16 protein-coding genes are annotated in these 18,358 nt (G+C 52.8%); 6 read left to right on the top strand and 10 right to left on the bottom strand.

The annotated features are described in order from the left end of the window. Nucleotides 1–109 precede the first annotated feature (109 nt). The 3 genes from sifA (at nucleotide 110) to potD (ending at nucleotide 3,286) form a co-directional block, all read left to right on the top strand. The gene (sifA, locus tag J4645_RS04365) at nucleotides 110–1,120 is read left to right on the top strand and encodes an SPI-2 type III secretion system effector SifA (RefSeq protein ID WP_023214971.1); all 1,011 of its coding nucleotides are present in this window, start codon (nucleotides 110–112) and stop codon (nucleotides 1,118–1,120) included. A 315-nt stretch (nucleotides 1,121–1,435) separates the two neighbouring features. Then, nucleotides 1,436–2,215 (top strand): spermidine/putrescine ABC transporter permease PotC, encoded by a 780-nt coding sequence (gene potC, locus J4645_RS04360; RefSeq protein WP_000580299.1) that lies wholly within the window; start codon nucleotides 1,436–1,438, stop codon nucleotides 2,213–2,215. Between the two features lie 24 nt (nucleotides 2,216–2,239). After that, complete coding sequence (gene potD, locus J4645_RS04355) at nucleotides 2,240–3,286, top strand: spermidine/putrescine ABC transporter substrate-binding protein PotD (protein ID WP_000759329.1); 1,047 nt, start codon at nucleotides 2,240–2,242, stop codon at nucleotides 3,284–3,286. 81 nt (nucleotides 3,287–3,367) lie between these two features. Here the strand turns inward: potD and cobB are convergent, their stop codons facing one another. The 5 genes from cobB to lolC are packed head-to-tail and all read right to left on the bottom strand — an operon-like array spanning nucleotide 3,368 to nucleotide 8,285. Further along, entirely contained in the window at nucleotides 3,368–4,189 is an 822-nt protein-coding gene (cobB, locus tag J4645_RS04350) for a Sir2 family NAD+-dependent deacetylase (RefSeq protein ID WP_001191856.1), read from the bottom strand. Nucleotides 4,190–4,207: 18 nt separating this feature from the next. Further along, nucleotides 4,208–5,119, bottom strand: coding sequence for an N-acetylglucosamine kinase (gene nagK / locus J4645_RS04345; protein WP_000291330.1), 912 nt, complete (start codon nucleotides 5,117–5,119; stop codon nucleotides 4,208–4,210). Between the two features lie 28 nt (nucleotides 5,120–5,147). Continuing rightward, nucleotides 5,148–6,392, bottom strand: coding sequence for a lipoprotein-releasing ABC transporter permease subunit LolE (gene lolE / locus J4645_RS04340; protein WP_000168091.1), 1,245 nt, complete (start codon nucleotides 6,390–6,392; stop codon nucleotides 5,148–5,150). After that, complete coding sequence (gene lolD, locus J4645_RS04335; RefSeq protein ID WP_001033714.1) at nucleotides 6,392–7,093, bottom strand: lipoprotein-releasing ABC transporter ATP-binding protein LolD; 702 nt, start codon at nucleotides 7,091–7,093, stop codon at nucleotides 6,392–6,394. The genes lolE and lolD overlap by 1 nt, the downstream gene beginning before the upstream one ends. Further along, complete coding sequence (gene lolC, locus J4645_RS04330; RefSeq protein ID WP_001518787.1) at nucleotides 7,086–8,285, bottom strand: lipoprotein-releasing ABC transporter permease subunit LolC; 1,200 nt, start codon at nucleotides 8,283–8,285, stop codon at nucleotides 7,086–7,088. The genes lolD and lolC overlap by 8 nt, the downstream gene beginning before the upstream one ends. Before the next feature lie 337 nt (nucleotides 8,286–8,622). On the opposite strand from lolC, the gene mfd reads away from it, so the two are divergent. Beyond that, a complete protein-coding gene (gene mfd, locus J4645_RS04325; protein WP_001114323.1) occupies nucleotides 8,623–12,069 on the top strand; it encodes a transcription-repair coupling factor in 3,447 nt (1,148 codons plus the stop codon). Nucleotides 12,070–12,216: 147 nt separating this feature from the next. Then, entirely contained in the window at nucleotides 12,217–13,182 is a 966-nt protein-coding gene (locus J4645_RS04320; protein ID WP_000482962.1) for a L,D-transpeptidase family protein, read from the top strand. A gap of 96 nt (nucleotides 13,183–13,278) precedes the next feature. Here the strand turns inward: J4645_RS04320 and bhsA are convergent, their stop codons facing one another. After that, a complete protein-coding gene (bhsA, locus tag J4645_RS04315) occupies nucleotides 13,279–13,536 on the bottom strand; it encodes a multiple stress resistance protein BhsA (protein ID WP_023214950.1) in 258 nt (85 codons plus the stop codon). 241 nt (nucleotides 13,537–13,777) lie between these two features. On the opposite strand from bhsA, the gene comR reads away from it, so the two are divergent. Continuing rightward, complete coding sequence (gene comR / locus J4645_RS04310) at nucleotides 13,778–14,413, top strand: TetR family copper-responsive transcriptional repressor ComR (protein ID WP_023214949.1); 636 nt, start codon at nucleotides 13,778–13,780, stop codon at nucleotides 14,411–14,413. 73 nt (nucleotides 14,414–14,486) lie between these two features. Here the strand turns inward: comR and J4645_RS04305 are convergent, their stop codons facing one another. From J4645_RS04305 to nagZ, 4 genes are all read right to left on the bottom strand, one after another. Then, nucleotides 14,487–15,026, bottom strand: a complete 540-nt coding sequence (locus J4645_RS04305) for a glycine zipper 2TM domain-containing protein (RefSeq protein WP_001043448.1) — start codon at nucleotides 15,024–15,026, stop codon at nucleotides 14,487–14,489. 178 nt (nucleotides 15,027–15,204) lie between these two features. Beyond that, entirely contained in the window at nucleotides 15,205–16,509 is a 1,305-nt protein-coding gene (ndh, locus tag J4645_RS04300; RefSeq protein ID WP_000211053.1) for an NADH-quinone dehydrogenase, read from the bottom strand. 254 nt (nucleotides 16,510–16,763) lie between these two features. Then, nucleotides 16,764–17,306: an alpha/beta hydrolase YcfP gene (ycfP, locus tag J4645_RS04295; protein WP_000587945.1), complete on the bottom strand. Its 543-nt coding sequence runs from the start codon at nucleotides 17,304–17,306 to the stop codon at nucleotides 16,764–16,766. 24 nt (nucleotides 17,307–17,330) lie between these two features. Beyond that, nucleotides 17,331–18,356: a beta-N-acetylhexosaminidase gene (gene nagZ / locus J4645_RS04290; RefSeq protein ID WP_023376846.1), complete on the bottom strand. Its 1,026-nt coding sequence runs from the start codon at nucleotides 18,354–18,356 to the stop codon at nucleotides 17,331–17,333. Nucleotides 18,357–18,358 lie beyond the last annotated feature (2 nt).

Raw genomic sequence — 18,358 nt, 5'->3', positions numbered from 1 at the left:
CAGTCTCTTTTAAAAATTATATTACATCCGATGCGCCCGCAGTTGAGATAAAAAGGGTCGATTTAATCAATTATGTAGTCATTTTTACTCCAGTATAAGTGAGATTAATATGCCGATTACTATAGGGAATGGTTTTTTAAAAAGTGAAATCCTTACCAACACCCCAAGGAATACGAAAGAAGCATGGTGGAAAGTTTTATGGGAAAAAATTAAAGACTTCTTTTTTTCTACTGGCAAAGCAAAAGCGGACAGTTGTCTACATGAGATGTTGTTTGCCGATCGCACCCCCACACGAGAGCGGCTTACAGAGATTTTTTTTGAGTTAAAAGAGTTAGCCTGCGCATCACAAAGAGATAGATTTCAGGTTTATAATCCTAATGAAAATGATGACACTATTATTCTTCGCATCATGGATCAAAACGAAGAGAACGAATTGTTACGTATCACTCAAAATACCGATACCTTTAGCTGTAAAGTCATGGGGAATCTTTATTTTTTAATGAAAGATCGCCCGGATATTTTAAAATCGCATCCACAAATGACGGCCATGATTAATACAAGATATAGCGACATCGTAGATTACCCCCTCCCTTCGACATTATGTCTCAATCCTGCTGGCGCGCCGACATTATCGGTTCCATTAGACAACATAGAGGGGTATTTATATTCTGAATGGAGAAAAGGAAATTTAGATGAGTGGAAAACGCAAGAAAAGGTAACCTACCTGGCAGCGAAAATTCAGTCTGGGATTGAAAAGACAACGCGCATTTTACAGCATGCGAATATATCCGAAAGTACTCAGCAAAACGCATTTTTAGAAACAATGACGATGTGTGGCTTAAAACAGCTTGAAATACCACCACCGCATACCCACATACCTATTGAAAAAATGGTAGAAGAGGTTTTACTGGCGGATAAGACGTTTCAGGCGTTCCTCGTAACGGATCCCAGCGCCAGCCTAAGCATGTTAGCTGAGATAATCGAAGCCATCTCTGATCAGTTTTTTCACGCCATTTTTAGAATAGCCCCCCAGGCTATACAAAAAATGGCGGAAGAACAGTTAACCACGCTACACGTTCGCTCAGAACAACAAAGCGGCTGTTTATGTTGTTTTTTATAAAATCAGACGACGCTTTCTCAAACGTCACGTTCAGGGTTTACTCACGTACTCCATGTTTGCCTACAGAGTAACCTCTTGCCTGGTGCAATAATGCCGCATATGACCGGATCGGATGAGAATAGTCATTTAAATGGCCTTTTTTTCCCGCTCGTCTGGCAATTTGTTGTAAAATTCGCGGCTTCAAGCGGCAGCTTGCTTCTTCCTGGCTGCTGATAACCGCGAGACGTTTTGGAGAGATTTTGGAGAAGAGAAAAAATTGATCATTTTCAATACTCTAAAAGCACCCCATCCTCTGAATAAGAAGGTGGAACTTGAATGATCGGTCGGCTGCTCCGTGGCGGTTTCATGACTGCCATCTATGCGTATCTGTATATTCCCATCATTATTCTGATCGTGAACTCCTTCAACAGTTCGCGGTTCGGCATTAACTGGCAGGGCTTTACCACTAAATGGTACGAACTCCTGGTCAATAACGACAGTCTGTTGCAGGCCGCTCAACATTCACTGACGATGGCGATTTTTTCAGCGACCTTCGCCACGTTGATTGGCTCGTTAACCGCGGTGGCGCTTTATCGCTACCGCTTTCGCGGGAAGCCATTCGTCAGCGGGATGCTGTTTGTAGTAATGATGTCGCCGGATATCGTGATGGCGATCTCCCTGCTGGTGCTGTTTATGTTACTCGGCATTCAACTGGGCTTTTGGTCGTTGCTGTTCTCGCACATCACCTTTAGCCTGCCGTTTGTGGTCGTCACGGTCTATTCGCGCCTGAAAGGCTTTGATGTCAGAATGCTGGAAGCCGCAAAAGACCTGGGGGCCAGTGAGGTAACGATTTTACGCAAAATCATTCTGCCGCTGGCGATGCCGGCGGTGGCGGCGGGCTGGTTGCTGAGCTTTACGTTGTCGATGGACGATGTAGTGGTCTCGTCGTTTGTCACCGGGCCGGGCTATGAAATTTTACCCTTAAAGATTTATTCCATGGTAAAAGTCGGCGTTTCACCAGAAGTGAACGCGCTGGCGACCGTTTTATTGGTGCTGTCTCTGGTAATGGTCATTGCCAGCCAGCTTATTGCTCGTGATAAAACCAAGGGCCGATAAGGCCCGTAATTCAGGGGACGTTAAATGAAAAAATGGTCACGCCACCTGCTCGCGGCGGGCGCCCTGGCGCTGGGTATGAGTGCCGCTCATGCCTCCGACAACGACACGCTCTATTTCTATAACTGGACTGAGTATGTACCGCCGGGCCTGCTGGAACAGTTCACTAAAGAGACAGGCATTAAGGTGATTTATTCGACCTACGAGTCGAACGAAACCATGTATGCCAAACTCAAAACCTATAAAGATGGCGCGTATGACCTGGTTGTTCCTTCTACATACTATGTCGACAAAATGCGCAAAGAAGGCATGATCCAGAAGATCGATAAGTCGAAATTAACCAATTTCCACAACCTCGATCCGGAAATGCTCAACAAACCGTTTGACCCCAACAACGATTATTCTGTTCCGTATATCTGGGGCGCAACGGCGATTGGCGTGAACAGCGATGCTATCGATCCAAAAACCATTACCAGCTGGGCTGACTTGTGGAAACCGGAATATAAAAACAGCCTGCTTTTAACCGACGATGCGCGAGAAGTCTTCCAGATGGCGCTGCGCAAGCTAGGTTATTCCGGTAACACTACCGATCCGAAAGAGATCGAAGCGGCATATGAAGAGTTGAAAAAACTGATGCCGAACGTAGCGGCCTTCAACTCCGATAATCCGGCGAATCCGTATATGGAAGGGGAAGTCAACCTGGGGATGGTGTGGAACGGTTCGGCCTTCGTTGCTCGTCAGGCTGGCACGCCGCTGGAGGTCGTCTGGCCGAAAGAAGGCGGTATTTTCTGGATGGATAGCCTGGCTATTCCGGCGAACGCGAAAAATAAAGAGGGCGCGCTGAAGCTAATCAACTTCCTGCTGCGTCCTGACGTCGCGAAAGAGGTGGCAGAAACCATCGGCTACCCTACCCCCAACCTGGCGGCGCGTAAGCTGTTAAGCCCGGAGGTCGCCAATGATAAGTCGCTCTATCCGGATGCGCAAACCATCAGCAAAGGCGAGTGGCAAAACGATGTCGGCGACGCCAGCGCCATTTATGAAGAGTATTATCAGAAGCTAAAAGCAGGACGCTAATTCAGCCAAAGCGCCTGTCGGGCCTACAGATGAACGTAACGTGAAATGTAGGCCGGATAAGGCGTTACCGGGCAAACAGCACTACAGCCCTTTCAGGAATTTATCAACAAATTCCGGCACAACCTGGCTTGCCGGGCCGTAGTGCTTCTCTTCAAACTCGCTGCCGACCTGGCTTGGCTCAAGATTCAGTTCCACCGTATGTGCGCCGTGCAGTTTTGCTTCATGCACAAAACCCGCAGCCGGATAGACATGACCGGATGTGCCAATGGCGATAAAAATATCCGCCATCGACAGCGCCATATAAATTTCATCCATGCCAAGCGGCATCTCGCCAAACCACACCACGTGCGGACGTAGCGGCGCCGGGAACTGGCAGCAGTGACATTTATCTTCCGGCATCACATCGCCGTTCCATTCCAGAATCTGGCCGCTTTGCGAACAGCGCACCTTCAACAGCTCGCCATGCATATGAATGATGTTGCGATTGCCCGCGCGTTCATGCAAATTGTCGATGTTTTGCGTCACCAGCAAAAAGCGATCGCCAAGCGCTTCTTCAAGCTTCGCTAACGCCAGATGCGCCGCATTGGGTTGTATTTCCGGCTGTTGAAGCTGCTGACGGCGGGCATTATAAAATGTCTGCACCAGCCCCGGATTACGGGCGAATCCTTCCGGCGTCGCCACATCTTCAACCCGATGCTCTTCCCAAAGGCCATCCGCCGCGCGAAACGTACGAATACCAGACTCTGCAGAAATTCCTGCACCTGTAAGGACTAATACTCTTGGGTTTTCCATCATTTCCGGCACCACTCTGTCTCTGAAAAAGATCCGCTGGCGCAGACGTTCACGCAACAGACGTTTATTTTTACGAAAGCGGCTTAATCGATGAAACCGACGCGACTGCATAACAACCTCTTTTTTTGATTAGTCGGTAAGATGTAAAAAAGCAGCACCGCGCATCCCACCTGCATCCCCATGCCGCGCACGCTCAATGCGCGGCGCGCGGGCAACAGGGAGGAGATGGCGCGGCAGTCTTTCCGCCAGTTGCGTTGTTATTGCCGTAAAGTTCGATAGTCCGCCGCCGATCACTAATAAATCGGGATCGACAATCGTCAGTATATTCCCCAGACAAACCGCCAGTAAATCCAGATAGCGCTCAACATGCGCGTGCGCCTGCTCATCGCCCTGCTCCCACAACGCGATAATCTCCGGCGCCTGCAGCGATTGATCATAATAATGCTGATATAGCCACGCAAACCCGCGCCCGGACAGATAATTCTCAATGCAGCCCATCTGACCGCATCCACAACGGCGGAGAGGAAAATCAAACCCCATCAACGTTAGCGCGTCAACCGGCAAACGCATATGACCAAACTCGCCGGTGATATAGCTCTGACCGGTAATCGGCTTCCCGTTTAGCACCAGGCCGCCGCCGACGCCGGTGCCGAGGATAAGCCCCATAACCAAAGGATATTGCGTGAATTCATCATCCCAGGCTTCGGACAAGGCAAAACAGTTAGCGTCATTGTCCAGACGCACATCGCGATCCAGTCGGGCGCTGAGATCGGCGCGCAACGGCTTACCGCTGGCTGCCGGGACATTCGCGGCGTACAGCGTGCCGTCTTCGGTTTCCGGCATACCGGGTATGCCAATCCCTACCGACCCTTTTACGCCAAATCGCTGGTCGGCTTCCGCGACCAGTTCGCACACGGCGTCTAAAAAGGCGCTATAGCTGGTATGGGGCGTGGGAACCCGTTTTTCCCACTGCAGCCGCCGCGTTGAGTCAAATACGCCTAACGCAATCTTTGTTCCGCCAATGTCAAACCCGTAATACATCACCGCTCCTTGTTTTTATATTCCGCGATTACTGGCCGCTCAATACTCGCGCAGGGTCAATGTTGCTCGCCCGCCGCGCCGGATACCAGCTCGCCAGTAAGCTTAACAACAACGCCGTGACCAGTACGTAAACAACGTCCAGCCAATGTAATTCGGATGGCAGGAAGTCGATAAAATAGATATCGCCGGACAAAAACTGATGCCCGATCGCCTTTTCAATCCCATTAATAATGGCGGTAAGCTGAAGCGAAACAACAACGCCGATCGCCACGCCAATCAAACTGCCCAGCAAGCCCGCCAGTAGTCCGTACCAGACGAAAATGGCACGAATCAAACCATCTTTCGCCCCCAGCGTTCTTAATACCGCAATGTCGCCGCTTTTGTCTTTTACCGCCATCACTAAGGTGGAAACGATATTAAAACAGGCCACGCCGATCACCAGAATCATCGCCAGATACATAATGGCGCGAATCATCTGGATATCGCGATACATATAGCCGTAGGTGCCGATCCAGCTCTTAATGTAGACATAGCTGTTAGTCACCTCACCCGCGTCACGCACCAGTTTGTTCGCATTAAACACGTCATGGACTTTAAGCGCGATACCGGAAACGCTGGACCCCATATCCAGATACTGCTGCGCATCCTCAAGCGGGATCATGGCGAAGCTGTGATCGAGCTGGCCGCTCAGTTGCAGAATCCCGATGACATGCAAACGCACGCGTTTGGGCTGGAGCAGCTTATGGTCGGCATTCGCATTGGGGATCATGATGGACACCCAGTCGCCCTGTTTCACGTTCAGCGCATCGGCGACACCTTTGCCGATAATGATCTGCTGTTCGCCCGCTTTGAAATGATCCCAGGCGTGATTTTGCACAAATGACGGTAACGCGCTAAGCTGCTGCTCTTGCTTAGGGTCGACGCCTTTAACCTGAATGGCGCGCAAATTCGCCCCGCTCTCTACCAGGCCGGTAAAATTGATATACGGCGCGGCGGCGGCAATGCCCGGCACCTTCTGCACTTTTGCCAGCGCTTCACGCCAGTTAGTCCACGGCTGATTGACCGCTTCAATCTCCCCGTGTGGAACCACCGCCAGAATACGGTTGTTCAACTCGCGTTCGAAACCGTTCATCGCGCTTAAACCGACAATCAATACCGCCACGCCCAGCGCGATACCGATGGTAGAAATGACGGAAATGAGCGAAACCATACCGCCGCGCCGCCGCCCACGGCTGAAGCGCAACCCAATTAATAATGATAAAGGCGACGCCATTACTCAGCCCCCATCAGGCTCAGTTCCGCCGTCAGGCGACCATCGCGCATCTCAAGCTGGCGGCTCATACGTTTCGCCAGTTGCAAATCGTGAGTCACCACCAGAAACGCGGTTCCCTGCAGACGATTTAACTCGCCCAGAAGCTCAAAAATACTGTCGGCATTACGCGCATCCAGATTACCGGTCGGCTCATCCGCCAGTACCAGACGCGGGTTATTCACCAACGCGCGCGCTATCGCGACACGCTGGCGCTCACCGCCGGAAAGTTCCGAAGGTCGATGGGTTGCGCGATGCTCCAGCCCTACGGCGTGCAGCATTTCTCGCGCCCGAGCGTCAATCTCCGCCGGTTTCTTTTTGCCAATTAATAATGGCATCGCCACGTTTTCCAGCGCCGTAAAATCCGGCAGGAGATGATGAAACTGATAGATAAACCCCAGTTTCTGGTTACGTAATTCCGCTTTTGCCGCAGAAGAGAGTTTGCTCATCGGCTGGCCGCTAAAAATCACATCGCCAGAGGTAGGCGTATCCAGCCCGCCTAACAGATGCAGCAACGTACTTTTACCCGAACCGGAACTGCCGACGATCGCCATCATTTCGCCTTCGCCGATACTGAAGCTGACATCGTGCAACACGTCGGTTTGTACGGTGCCTTCCTGATAGCGTTTGCACAGGTTGTCGCATTGCAACAGGATCTTATTCATAACGTAAAGCCTCAGCGGGTTGAGTGGCGGCAGCGCGCCAGGAAGGATAAAGCGTAGAAAGCAGCGCGATGGCCATTGCCACCAGCGCGATAACGATCACCTGTAATGGCTCTATCGCCACGGGCAACGCAGCGCCATCCAGAAACGCGCCGATGATCGGCATCAGGTTATTTAGTTGGCTGGCAAGCAATGCGCCCAGCGCGGCGCCCAACAGCGCGCCGATAATCCCGGCGCTGGCCCCCTGCACCATAAAGACCATCATAATTTGTCGCGGCGTCAGCCCTTGAGTTTGTAAAATCGCCACTTCGCCCTGCTTCTCCATGACCATCAGGCCCAACGAAGTAATAATGTTAAAAGCCGCGACCGCCACGATGAGACTCAGCAACAATCCCATCATGTTCTTTTCCATGCGCACAGCCTGGAACAACTCGCCTTTGCGTTCGCGCCAGTCCTGCCACTTCGTGCCTTGCGGCAGCGTCTGTTGACTGAGGGTATCGACTTGCAGCGGTTCATCCAGCCACAGACGCCAGCCGGTAATATTGCCTGCCGGATAGCGCATTAAACGCGACGCGTCCTGAATATTGACCAGCATTTCATAGCCATCGACCTCGCTATTGGCGGCAAATGTGCCAATCACCGTAAACAGACGCTGGCTGGGCAGGCGTCCCATTGGCGTAAACTGGCTGGCAGATGGCACCATTAGCCGAATCTGATCGCCGCGGTTGACCCCTAACTGTCCGGCGAGCTGCTCGCCGAGGATGACATTATACTTACCCGGCTGTAATTCGCTTTGCTTCACATTGACCAGATACGGCGTTAATGGATCTTTTTGCGCCGGATCGATACCCAACATCACGCCAACCGCAACGCTACGCGCGCTTTGCAGTACGACATCGCCCGTCGTCAGCGGCGCAATACGGTTAACGCCTTGCAGATTCACCGCTTTTTCCGGCATCTGATTCGGGTTAAGAGAACCATGTTCAGCAGAGAGGATGGCCTGAGGCATCAAACCAAGAATGTTATTTTGCAGTTCGCGCTCAAAACCGTTCATCACCGACAATACCGTGACCAGCGCCATCACCCCCAGGGTAATGCCGATAGTGGAAAGCCAGGAAACGAAGCGACCGAAGCGATCTGCTGCACGCCCGCGCATGTAACGCAGGCCGATGAATAGAGCGACAGGTTGATACATGTAATCCGTCTGGTTGCTGTTAGCAAAGTCCCGAGTATATAAGCGAAAGCGGAATGCGTAAATGTCTGAACCGTAAGAGTTCGTCAGCGCTATTCTGAAAAAGGCCGACAAATCAAGTCACTTACATGTTCATACTTTACCTGTTCGACGTGTTATCCGGCGGATTCAATTTGCTAATAAACAACGATCGCGGATAATAAAGAACATTGCTTATCAGTCATATGCCCCTGAATACCTGAGTCCTTCATGCTGTCCCGGCGCGCAGCCAACCATGAAGCAGCCTGAAGGGTGACGCGTAGAGTGCGGCGTAAAACAAAAAGAGATACTGACAACCGTTATGCCTGAAAAACAACGTTACACGCTGCCGACAAAAGCGGGCGATCAGCGCCAGTTGGGCGAACTTACCGGCGCCGCCTGCGCTACGCTGGTGGCGGAGATAGCCGAACGCCATGCCGGTCCGGTGGTACTCATAGCGCCTGACATGCAAAATGCTCTGCGATTGCATGATGAAATCCGCCAGTTTACCGATCAGATGGTCATGAACCTGGCGGACTGGGAAACGCTACCGTATGACAGCTTCTCCCCGCATCAGGAAATTATCTCTTCGCGCCTGTCCACGCTCTACCAGTTGCCGTCAATGCAGCGCGGCGTCTTGATTGTACCGGTAAACACCCTGATGCAGCGCGTTTGTCCGCATAGCTATCTGCATGGTCATGCGCTGGTGATGAAAAAAGGCCAGCGGCTGTCCCGCGACGCTCTGCGCGCGCAGCTTGACAGCGCCGGTTATCGGCATGTCGATCAGGTGATGGAGCATGGCGAATACGCGACGCGCGGCGCGCTGTTGGATCTCTTTCCGATGGGCAGCGAACAGCCTTATCGCCTCGACTTTTTTGATGATGAAATCGACAGCCTGCGTCTGTTTGACGCGGATACCCAGCGTACGCTGGAGGAGGTCGAGGCCATCAATTTGTTGCCCGCGCACGAATTTCCTACCGACAAAGCCGCTATTGAGCTTTTCCGTAGCCAGTGGCGCGATACCTTTGAGGTAAAACGCGACGCCGAGCACATCTATCAGCAGGTCAGCAAAGGCACCCTGCCCGCCGGGATCGAATACTGGCAGCCGCTCTTTTTCAGCGAACCGTTACCGCCATTATTTAGCTACTTCCCCGCCAATACTCTGGTGGTGAATACCGGCTCGCTGGAAACCAGCGCCGAACGCTTTCAGGCCGATACGCTGGCGCGTTTTGAAAATCGCGGCGTCGATCCTATGCGCCCGCTTTTGCCGCCGGAAGCCCTCTGGCTACGGGTAGATGAGCTCTTTTCCGAGCTTAAACGCTGGCCTCGCCTCCAGCTTAAAACCGACCATCTGCCGGAAAAAGCCGCCAATACCAATCTCGGTTTCCAGAAATTACCGGATTTGGCTATCCAGGCGCAGCAGAAAGCGCCGCTGGACGCGCTGCGTAAGTTCCTCGAATCTTTCAGCGGCCCGGTGATTTTTTCGGTGGAAAGCGAAGGACGCCGCGAAGCTCTGGGAGAGCTCCTGGCTCGCATAAAAATCGCGCCGAAGCGGATATTACGCCTGGACGAGGCGCAGGATGCGGGACGCTATCTGATGATTGGCGCCGCAGAACATGGTTTTATCGACACCCAACGCAATCTGGCTCTGATTTGTGAAAGCGATCTCCTGGGTGAGCGGGTTGCACGTCGCCGCCTGGATTCCCGTCGTACGATCAACCCGGATACGTTGATTCGTAACCTGGCGGAGCTCCACGTCGGTCAACCGGTAGTGCATCTGGAGCACGGCGTCGGGCGTTATGCCGGCATGACCACGCTGGAGGCTGGCGGCATCAAGGGTGAGTATCTGATGCTCACCTACGCCAATGACGCCAAACTGTATGTGCCGGTCTCCTCGTTGCATCTGATTAGCCGCTATGCCGGCGGCGCGGAAGAAAGTGCGCCGCTGCATAAACTGGGCGGCGACGCCTGGTCGCGCGCCCGGCAGAAAGCGGCGGAAAAAGTGCGCGATGTCGCAGCGGAACTGTTGGATATTTATGCGCAACGGGCGGCAAAAGAGGGTTTTGCCTTTAAGCATGATCGTGAGCAATATCAGTTATTCTGCGACAGCTTCCCGTTTGAAACGACGCCCGATCAGGCACAGGCGATTAACGCCGTATTGAGCGATATGTGCCAACCGCTGGCGATGGACAGGCTGGTGTGCGGCGACGTCGGCTTCGGCAAAACCGAAGTGGCGATGCGCGCCGCGTTCCTGGCGGTGGAAAACCATAAACAGGTGGCGGTACTGGTGCCGACTACGCTGCTGGCGCAGCAACACTATGACAACTTCCGCGACCGTTTCGCCAACTGGCCGGTACGCATTGAGATGCTGTCCCGCTTTCGCAGCGCCAAAGAGCAGACGCAAATCCTGGCGGAAGCCGCCGAGGGTAAGATCGATATTCTGATCGGTACGCATAAACTGCTACAAAGCGATGTGAAGCTGCGCGACCTCGGCCTGCTGATTGTCGATGAAGAGCACCGTTTCGGCGTGCGCCACAAAGAGCGAATTAAGGCGATGCGCGCCGATGTCGATATTCTGACGCTCACGGCGACGCCGATCCCGCGGACGCTGAATATGGCGATGAGCGGTATGCGCGATCTCTCCATTATCGCCACCCCCCCTGCCCGTCGTCTGGCGGTAAAAACCTTTGTCCGCGAGTATGATAGCCTGGTAGTAAGGGAAGCGATTCTGCGTGAAATCCTGCGCGGCGGTCAGGTTTACTATTTGTACAATGACGTCGAAAATATTCAGAAAGCCGCAGAGCGGCTGGCGGAACTGGTGCCGGAAGCGCGAATCGCTATAGGCCACGGGCAGATGCGCGAACGTGAGCTGGAACGGGTCATGAACGATTTCCACCATCAACGTTTTAACGTGCTGGTGTGTACTACCATTATCGAAACGGGGATCGACATTCCCACCGCTAACACGATCATCATTGAACGCGCGGATCATTTCGGCCTCGCGCAGTTGCACCAGTTGCGTGGCCGCGTAGGGCGCTCGCACCACCAGGCCTACGCCTGGCTATTGACGCCACATCCTAAGGCTATGACCACCGATGCGCAAAAACGGCTGGAGGCGATTGCGTCGCTGGAGGATTTAGGCGCCGGGTTTGCGCTGGCGACCCACGATCTGGAGATCCGCGGCGCGGGCGAACTGCTTGGCGAAGAGCAAAGCGGCTCAATGGAAACCATTGGCTTCTCACTCTACATGGAACTGCTGGAAAACGCCGTCGATGCGCTGAAAGCAGGCCGCGAACCCTCGCTGGAAGATCTCACCAGTCAGCAAACGGAAGTCGAGCTGCGAATGCCGTCGTTACTGCCGGATGATTTTATTCCGGATGTTAATACCCGACTGTCATTCTATAAACGCATTGCCAGCGCGAAGAACGAAAACGAGCTGGAAGAGATCAAAGTGGAATTGATCGATCGCTTCGGCCTGCTGCCCGATCCAGCGCGTAATCTGCTGGATATCGCCCGCCTGCGCCAACAGGCGCAAAAGCTCGGCATCCGAAAACTGGAGGGTAACGAGAAAGGCGGAACGATTGAGTTCGCCGAGAAAAACCACGTTGACCCTGCCTGGCTTATCGGGTTGCTGCAAAAACAACCGCAGCATTTCCGTCTGGATGGCCCGACGCGCCTCAAGTTTATTCAGGATTTAAGCGAACGTAAAACGCGTATAGACTGGGTACGCCAGTTCATGCAGCAACTGGAAGAAAACGCTATTGCATAAGCGTCAGGCCGGGCGTCATTACCCTGCGTCCGGCCTAATCTTTACAAATTCTTTGCACTTCCCTGCAGTTCCAGACACAGCCAGCCGCCATAATTCTTATTTCCGCTTTTATAAAAATAACCACATAATAATCATGGGTTTATTATAATGTTCAACAATACGCGACTCTCTCGCTGGTGGGCGTTGTTTGCGCTTACCGCGACCATCATGCTTGCCCTTCCCGCGCAGGCAAATACGTGGCCTCTTCCGCCCCCCGGCAGTCGACTGGTGGGAGAAAATAAATTCCATGTCGTTGAAGACGACGGCGGCTCGCTGGAGGCGATCGCCAAAAAATATAACGTGGGCTTTTTAGCCCTGTTACAGGCCAACCCCGGCATTGATCCTTACGTGCCACGCGCAGGCAGCGTGCTGACGATTCCGCTGCAAACACTGCTACCGGACGCGCCACGTGAAGGTATCGTCATTAACCTCGCGGAATTACGGCTTTACTATTATCAACCGGGGAAAAATACGGTCACGGTCTACCCTATCGGGATTGGCCAACTGGGCGGCGATACCCTGACGCCAACGATGGTGACGACCATTTCGGATAAACGCGCCAATCCAACCTGGACGCCGACCGCCAATATTCGCGCCCGTTATAAAGCACAAGGCATCGATCTCCCCGCCGTGGTGCCTGCCGGTCCCGATAACCCAATGGGGCATCACGCGATTCGTTTAGCGGCCTACGGCGGCGTCTATCTGTTACATGGCACGAATGCCGATTTTGGCATTGGTATGCGCGTCAGTTCCGGCTGTATCCGTCTGCGCGACGGTGATATAGAGACATTGTTCCGTCAGGTCACGCCGGGAACCAAAGTGAATATTATCAATACGCCGATTAAAGCCTCGGTGGAGCCAGGCGGCGTGCGACTGGTGGAAGTTCATCAGCCGCTGTCTAAAAATATAGGCGACGATCCGCAGGTGCTGCCGATTGTGCTGAATGGCCCGATGCAAACCTTTAAGGACGCGCCGCAGACCGACGCCGCGGTGATGGAACATGTTATGGAAGTGCGCTCCGGAATGCCGGTGGATGTAACCCGTCAATCAGAGGCGAAACCGCAGTCGCTGTAAGCGTGAATAGCTGACCGATAAAAAAGCCTCGCGATGCATCGCGAGGCTTTTTCTTTTTATTGTGGCAATCGCAGCGGCATTAATGAGGGTTAATGCTTACTTATAGATTACCGCCGTACCGTGAAGGGTATTCGGGCCGGTAACAGAGGTAATACGGAAAGACTTCGCCCCCATCTCCTGCGCTTTTTGCGCCAGCTGATCTTCCAGCGAGCCCAGATTCGTGCCGCCATTCGCGGAAATGGTGCCAAACTGCTGTTGACCTTCTGGCGTTGCCTGAACTTCAACGGCGGCGAAGCTGGCGAATGAGAGCGAACTCAGTACCACAGCAGCGATGAGGGTTTTTACGTTTTTCATAGTGATGACCTTTAGCAGATGAATGGGTGTCGTAAGCATTAACTTAACGATCGATAAGTTAATCATAGATGTGATCTACATCACACGTCAACTTCTTTTTATAATGATCGTTATATAATTTATAAAGATGTTATTTTTCATGTGAATAGAATTGATTTATTTTTCTAATGAATACTCTGGAGCCAGAAGTGGTTTGTTTTTATAATAGAGAGACCGCTCTTTAAACAGGTACAACGGCATCATGACAACGGATACCACGAGTTGCGCGAAGAAAAGCCGTGGCCGACCAAAAGTGTTCGACAGGGAAGCTGCGCTTGATAAGGCCATGACTCTCTTCTGGCAGCACGGCTATGAAGCAACTTCGCTTGCCGATCTCGTAGAGGCTACCGGGGCGAAAGCGCCTACTCTCTATGCGGAATTCACTAACAAAGAAGGATTATTTCGCGCTGTCCTGGATCGCTACATCACTCGCTTTGCCTCAAAGCACGAAGCCCAGCTCTTTTGTGAAGAGAAAAGCGTGGAATCGGCGCTGGAAGATTACTTCACAGAAATTGCCGCCTGCTTTACCAGTACGGACACGCCGGCTGGCTGCTTTATGATTAATACGTCCGCCACCCTCGCCGCCTCCTCGCGCGATATCGCTCGCACGGTAAAATCACGCCACGCCATGCAGGAACAGACGCTCATCCAGTTTTTGCGCCAACGTCAGGAGCGCGGTGAAATTCCGGCGCACTGTAACCCGCAGGTGCTCGCGGAATATATAAACTGTATTTTACAGGGAATGTCGATCAGCGCCCGCGAGGGAGCCACCTTCGAACAACTGATGCAAATTACGCGTACGACCCTGCGCATCTGGCCTGAACTGCTCAAGTCCTGAACGACGCGGCTTCGGATAAAAAAAGCCCCTCAGCCTGAGCGAATGAGGGGCTAACTTGCAGAGTACAGCTTTTTTATGCTTTGTTATCCAGAACCAGTTGACCATTGCCGTCGAGGGGAATTTGCGTTCCGGGGTCTTTATCCATGCGGATTTTGCCCTGCTGATCGCCAATTTTGTAGGTCACGTCGTAGCCAAGCATCTTTTCAGATTTGTCATACACCGTCTTACAGCGTTGCTGCGTGGTAGTGTAAGTATCACTTTCCTGCATTGATCCCTGGATTTGATTGCCAGCATAACCGCCGCCCAGCGCCCCGACGACCGTCGCCACATCTTTACCACGACCGCCGCCAAATTGATGTCCAATCACGCCGCCTGCTACTGCGCCAAGCACCGAGCCGGCAATACGGTTTTCGTCCTGAACCGGTCTGCGATGCGTGACCGTGACATTACGGCACTCCTGACGCGGCGTTTTTACCGTCTCTTTAATCGGTTTAGCCGATATCACCTGCGCATATTGCGGACCACGATCAAATACGTTGAGACTGGCCACTGCCGCCACACCCAGCGCAGCCGCTACGCCAATCCCTATACCCGCCAACATTGATTTATTCACGGGAGTTCCTCCTTCGTTGCTATTGGTAACAATTTTGCAACCAGTATGCGAACAAAGCCAATCGGAATGAGGATGAAAAATGCGGGATGAGGCGGTAAAGCTGAAGGATTCGGACAACTCCGAAGCGAGTGATGGAGAAGCGCTCACCGGCGCGAGCAGCCGGTGAGGCGCAGAGAAATTAATGCAGTTTCAGGCGCGGACGAATGACGCGGTTAATACTGCCCACCAGCATCATCAGGCCGGTTTTAAAATATCCATGCAGCGCTATCTGGTGCATACGGTATAGCGAGATATACACGAAGCGGGCGATACGTCCTTCAATCATCATTGAACCGCGGGTCAGGTTCCCCATCAGACTACCCACGGTAGAGAAGTTGGACAGAGAGACCAGCGATCCATGATCTTTATACTGGTAAGCTTTCAGCGGTTTGCCATTCATCTGCGCCAGAATGTTATTCATCGCGCAGGTAGCCATCTGATGCGCCGCCTGAGCGCGAGGCGGCACAAAACCTCCCTCCGGACGTGCGCAGGAAGCGCAGTCGCCAATCGCATAAATATCAGGATCGCGCGTGGTTTGCAGCGTCGGTTCCACCACCAGTTGGTTAATGCGGTTCGTTTCCAGACCACCAATCTCTTTCATAAAATCTGGCGCTTTGATACCCGCCGCCCACACCATCAGATCGGCCTGAATATATTCACCTTCTTTCGTATGCAGACCGCCTTCGTCGGCGCTGGTGACCATAGTTTGCGTCAGCACGCGAACGCCCAGTTTGGTCAGTTCATTATGCGCGGCGCTGGAGATACGCGGCGGCAACGCAGGCAGAATACGCTCGCCAGCCTCAACCAATGTCACGTTCAGCGCGTCGTTGGTCAGCCCCTTATAACCATAGCTATGCAGCTGTTTTACCGCATTATGCAGTTCAGCCGACAGCTCAACCCCCGTCGCACCGCCGCCAACGATGGCGATATTGACCTTACCGTTCGCGCCCAGATTAGCCGAATACTTGAGGAACAGGTTCAGCATCTCCTGGTGAAAACGGCGCGCCTGATGCGGGTTATCGAGGAAGATACAGTGCTCTTTCACGCCCGGCGTGTTGAAATCATTAGAGGTGCTGCCCAGCGCCATCACCAGCGTGTCATACGCGATTTTGCGCTCCGGCACCAGCAGTTCGCCCTTTTCATCACGCAGCTCGGCAATGGTGATGGTTTTCGCTTCGCGATCGATATCCATCACCGACCCCAGTTGGAACTGGAAACCATGATTACGCGCATGAGCCAGATAGCTCAGCGCATCCACGCCTTCGTCCAGAGAGCCAGTCGCCACTTCGTGCAGCAATGGTTTCCACAGATGGCTGTGATTTCTGTCTACCAGCGTGATTTTCGCTTTTTTCTTGCGCCCCAGTTTATGGCCTAACTGCGTCGCCATTTCCAGCCCGCCAGCGCCGCCGCCGACAATCACGATCTTTTTTAATGGTGTAGTCAACGTGACCCCCTTAAATTTATTAACCAATTGTTAATTAAAAGTTATTAGCATAGCCTTTAATTAACAACAAGTTACGTTAATGAGAATAAGCTTCTGATATGAGAATAGCATGAACGGTGCATTGGTCATACCAAAATTGATGTGCATCAAGTTTTCATGCTGAAAAGATAGACAGTTTGCGAGAATTGAGCATAAAAAAACCAGCCGCAAGGCTGGTTATCCGGTCACTGATAACGCCATATTGCCGGATGGCGTTATCCCAGCGTTTTAAACGCTTTGATACGTTGCAAGTGCGGCGAAATATTTTTGAATTTGTGAGTCTGTTCCTCATCCCACACAATTTCATAATACGGGTGAAGCGCTTGCGCTGAGCGTTGGCTATCCAGCGCTTCGTCATGACGCGAGAGGATCACCAGACAACGATCGCGATTTTTTTCGCGAAAGTTGGTCACGCACTTTGTGGCGATGTCCGCATATTCTTCCGGGCGATCGATTTTCCCCTCCATGTTTTCATAGGGAAACAGGTTCGGGTTAAAAACCACCTGACGGATATCGCACAAAAAGCCAATCCGCTCCGCCCAGTAACCGCCCAGCCCCACGCCACAGATTAAAGGGCGCTCGTCCACATTCAACTGCAACATTTTGTCCACTTCTTTCAGCAGATGCTGCATATCGTGCTTAGGATGCCGCGTACTGTAGCTTACCAGCCGAACATCCGGGTCGATAAACTGTAATTGCAACACTTTTTCATGGTTGCCCGGACTATTTGAATCAAAACCGTGTAAATAAATAATCATCTGGCACCCTCACGAAAACTCGAGTTAATGACCTGCTTTTTCTTCCTGCCAGCGTTCATGTAACTGGTTGAGCTGGGCGCTGGCTGTTTTCCAGCGTGCTGAGTCCATGAGCTCCCGGCGTGAAAATGAACCTTTATGATACAAACGTGTAACACGTTCTGCTTTGATCGGCGACAGATTATCCAACACGCTGACTGCGCCTTTACGATTATTGCAGACCAGAATCATATCGCAACCCGCATCCAGCGACGCCTGAGCGCGCTCAGCATAGCTGCCCATAATCGCCGCGCCCTCCATAGACAGATCGTCGGAGAAAATGACGCCGTCAAAGCCTAACTCCTGACGCAGCACCGTTTTCAGCCAGTACGGCGAACCGCTTGCCGGGCGTGGATCGATAGCGCGGTAGATCACGTGGGCAGGCATAATCGCATCCAGTTTATTCTCGCTAATCAGCGTGCGGAACACCGACATATCTTTGCCACGGATGTCCGTTTCAGGACGTGGATCGCACGGCGTCTCTTTGTGGGAGTCCGCCGTGACCGCGCCGTGGCCGGGGAAATGCTTACCGGTCGTTTTCATCCCGGCGTCATGCATGCCGTCAATAAAGCGCGTTGCCATTGCCAACGCTTTTGCGGGATCGGCATGATAGGAGCGCTCGCCAATTGCCGCGCTGATATGCCCGACGTCCAGCACTGGCGCAAAACTGATATCAATATCCATCGCGATCATTTCGCTGGCCATCAGCCACCCTGCCTCCTGCGCCAGTCGCCCCCCCTCTTCCAGCCCATGCAGCGCAAAAAAAGATTGCGCCGCGGGCAGGTGGGTAAACCCGTCACGGAAACGCTGTACGCGTCCGCCTTCCTGATCGACGGCCACCACCAGATGGTTACGCGATGCCGCCCGAATCTGGCGCACTAATTCGCGCAGCTGTTCCGGGTCATGGTAATTACGCGTGAACAGAATAAGCCCGCCAACCAGCGGATGCGCCAGTATCTCGCGCTCCTCCGCATCCAGCTCACATCCTTCGACATTCAACATTACTGGGCCCACAC

It is taken from the genome of Salmonella sp. 32082101201600294FB01SM01 (genome assembly GCF_017572865.1).
In the GTDB taxonomy this organism is placed as follows: Bacteria; Pseudomonadota; Gammaproteobacteria; order Enterobacterales; family Enterobacteriaceae; genus Salmonella; species Salmonella enterica.
The sequence above is the reverse complement of the archived record's forward strand: the minus strand, read 5'-3'. Positions and strand labels throughout refer to the sequence as shown.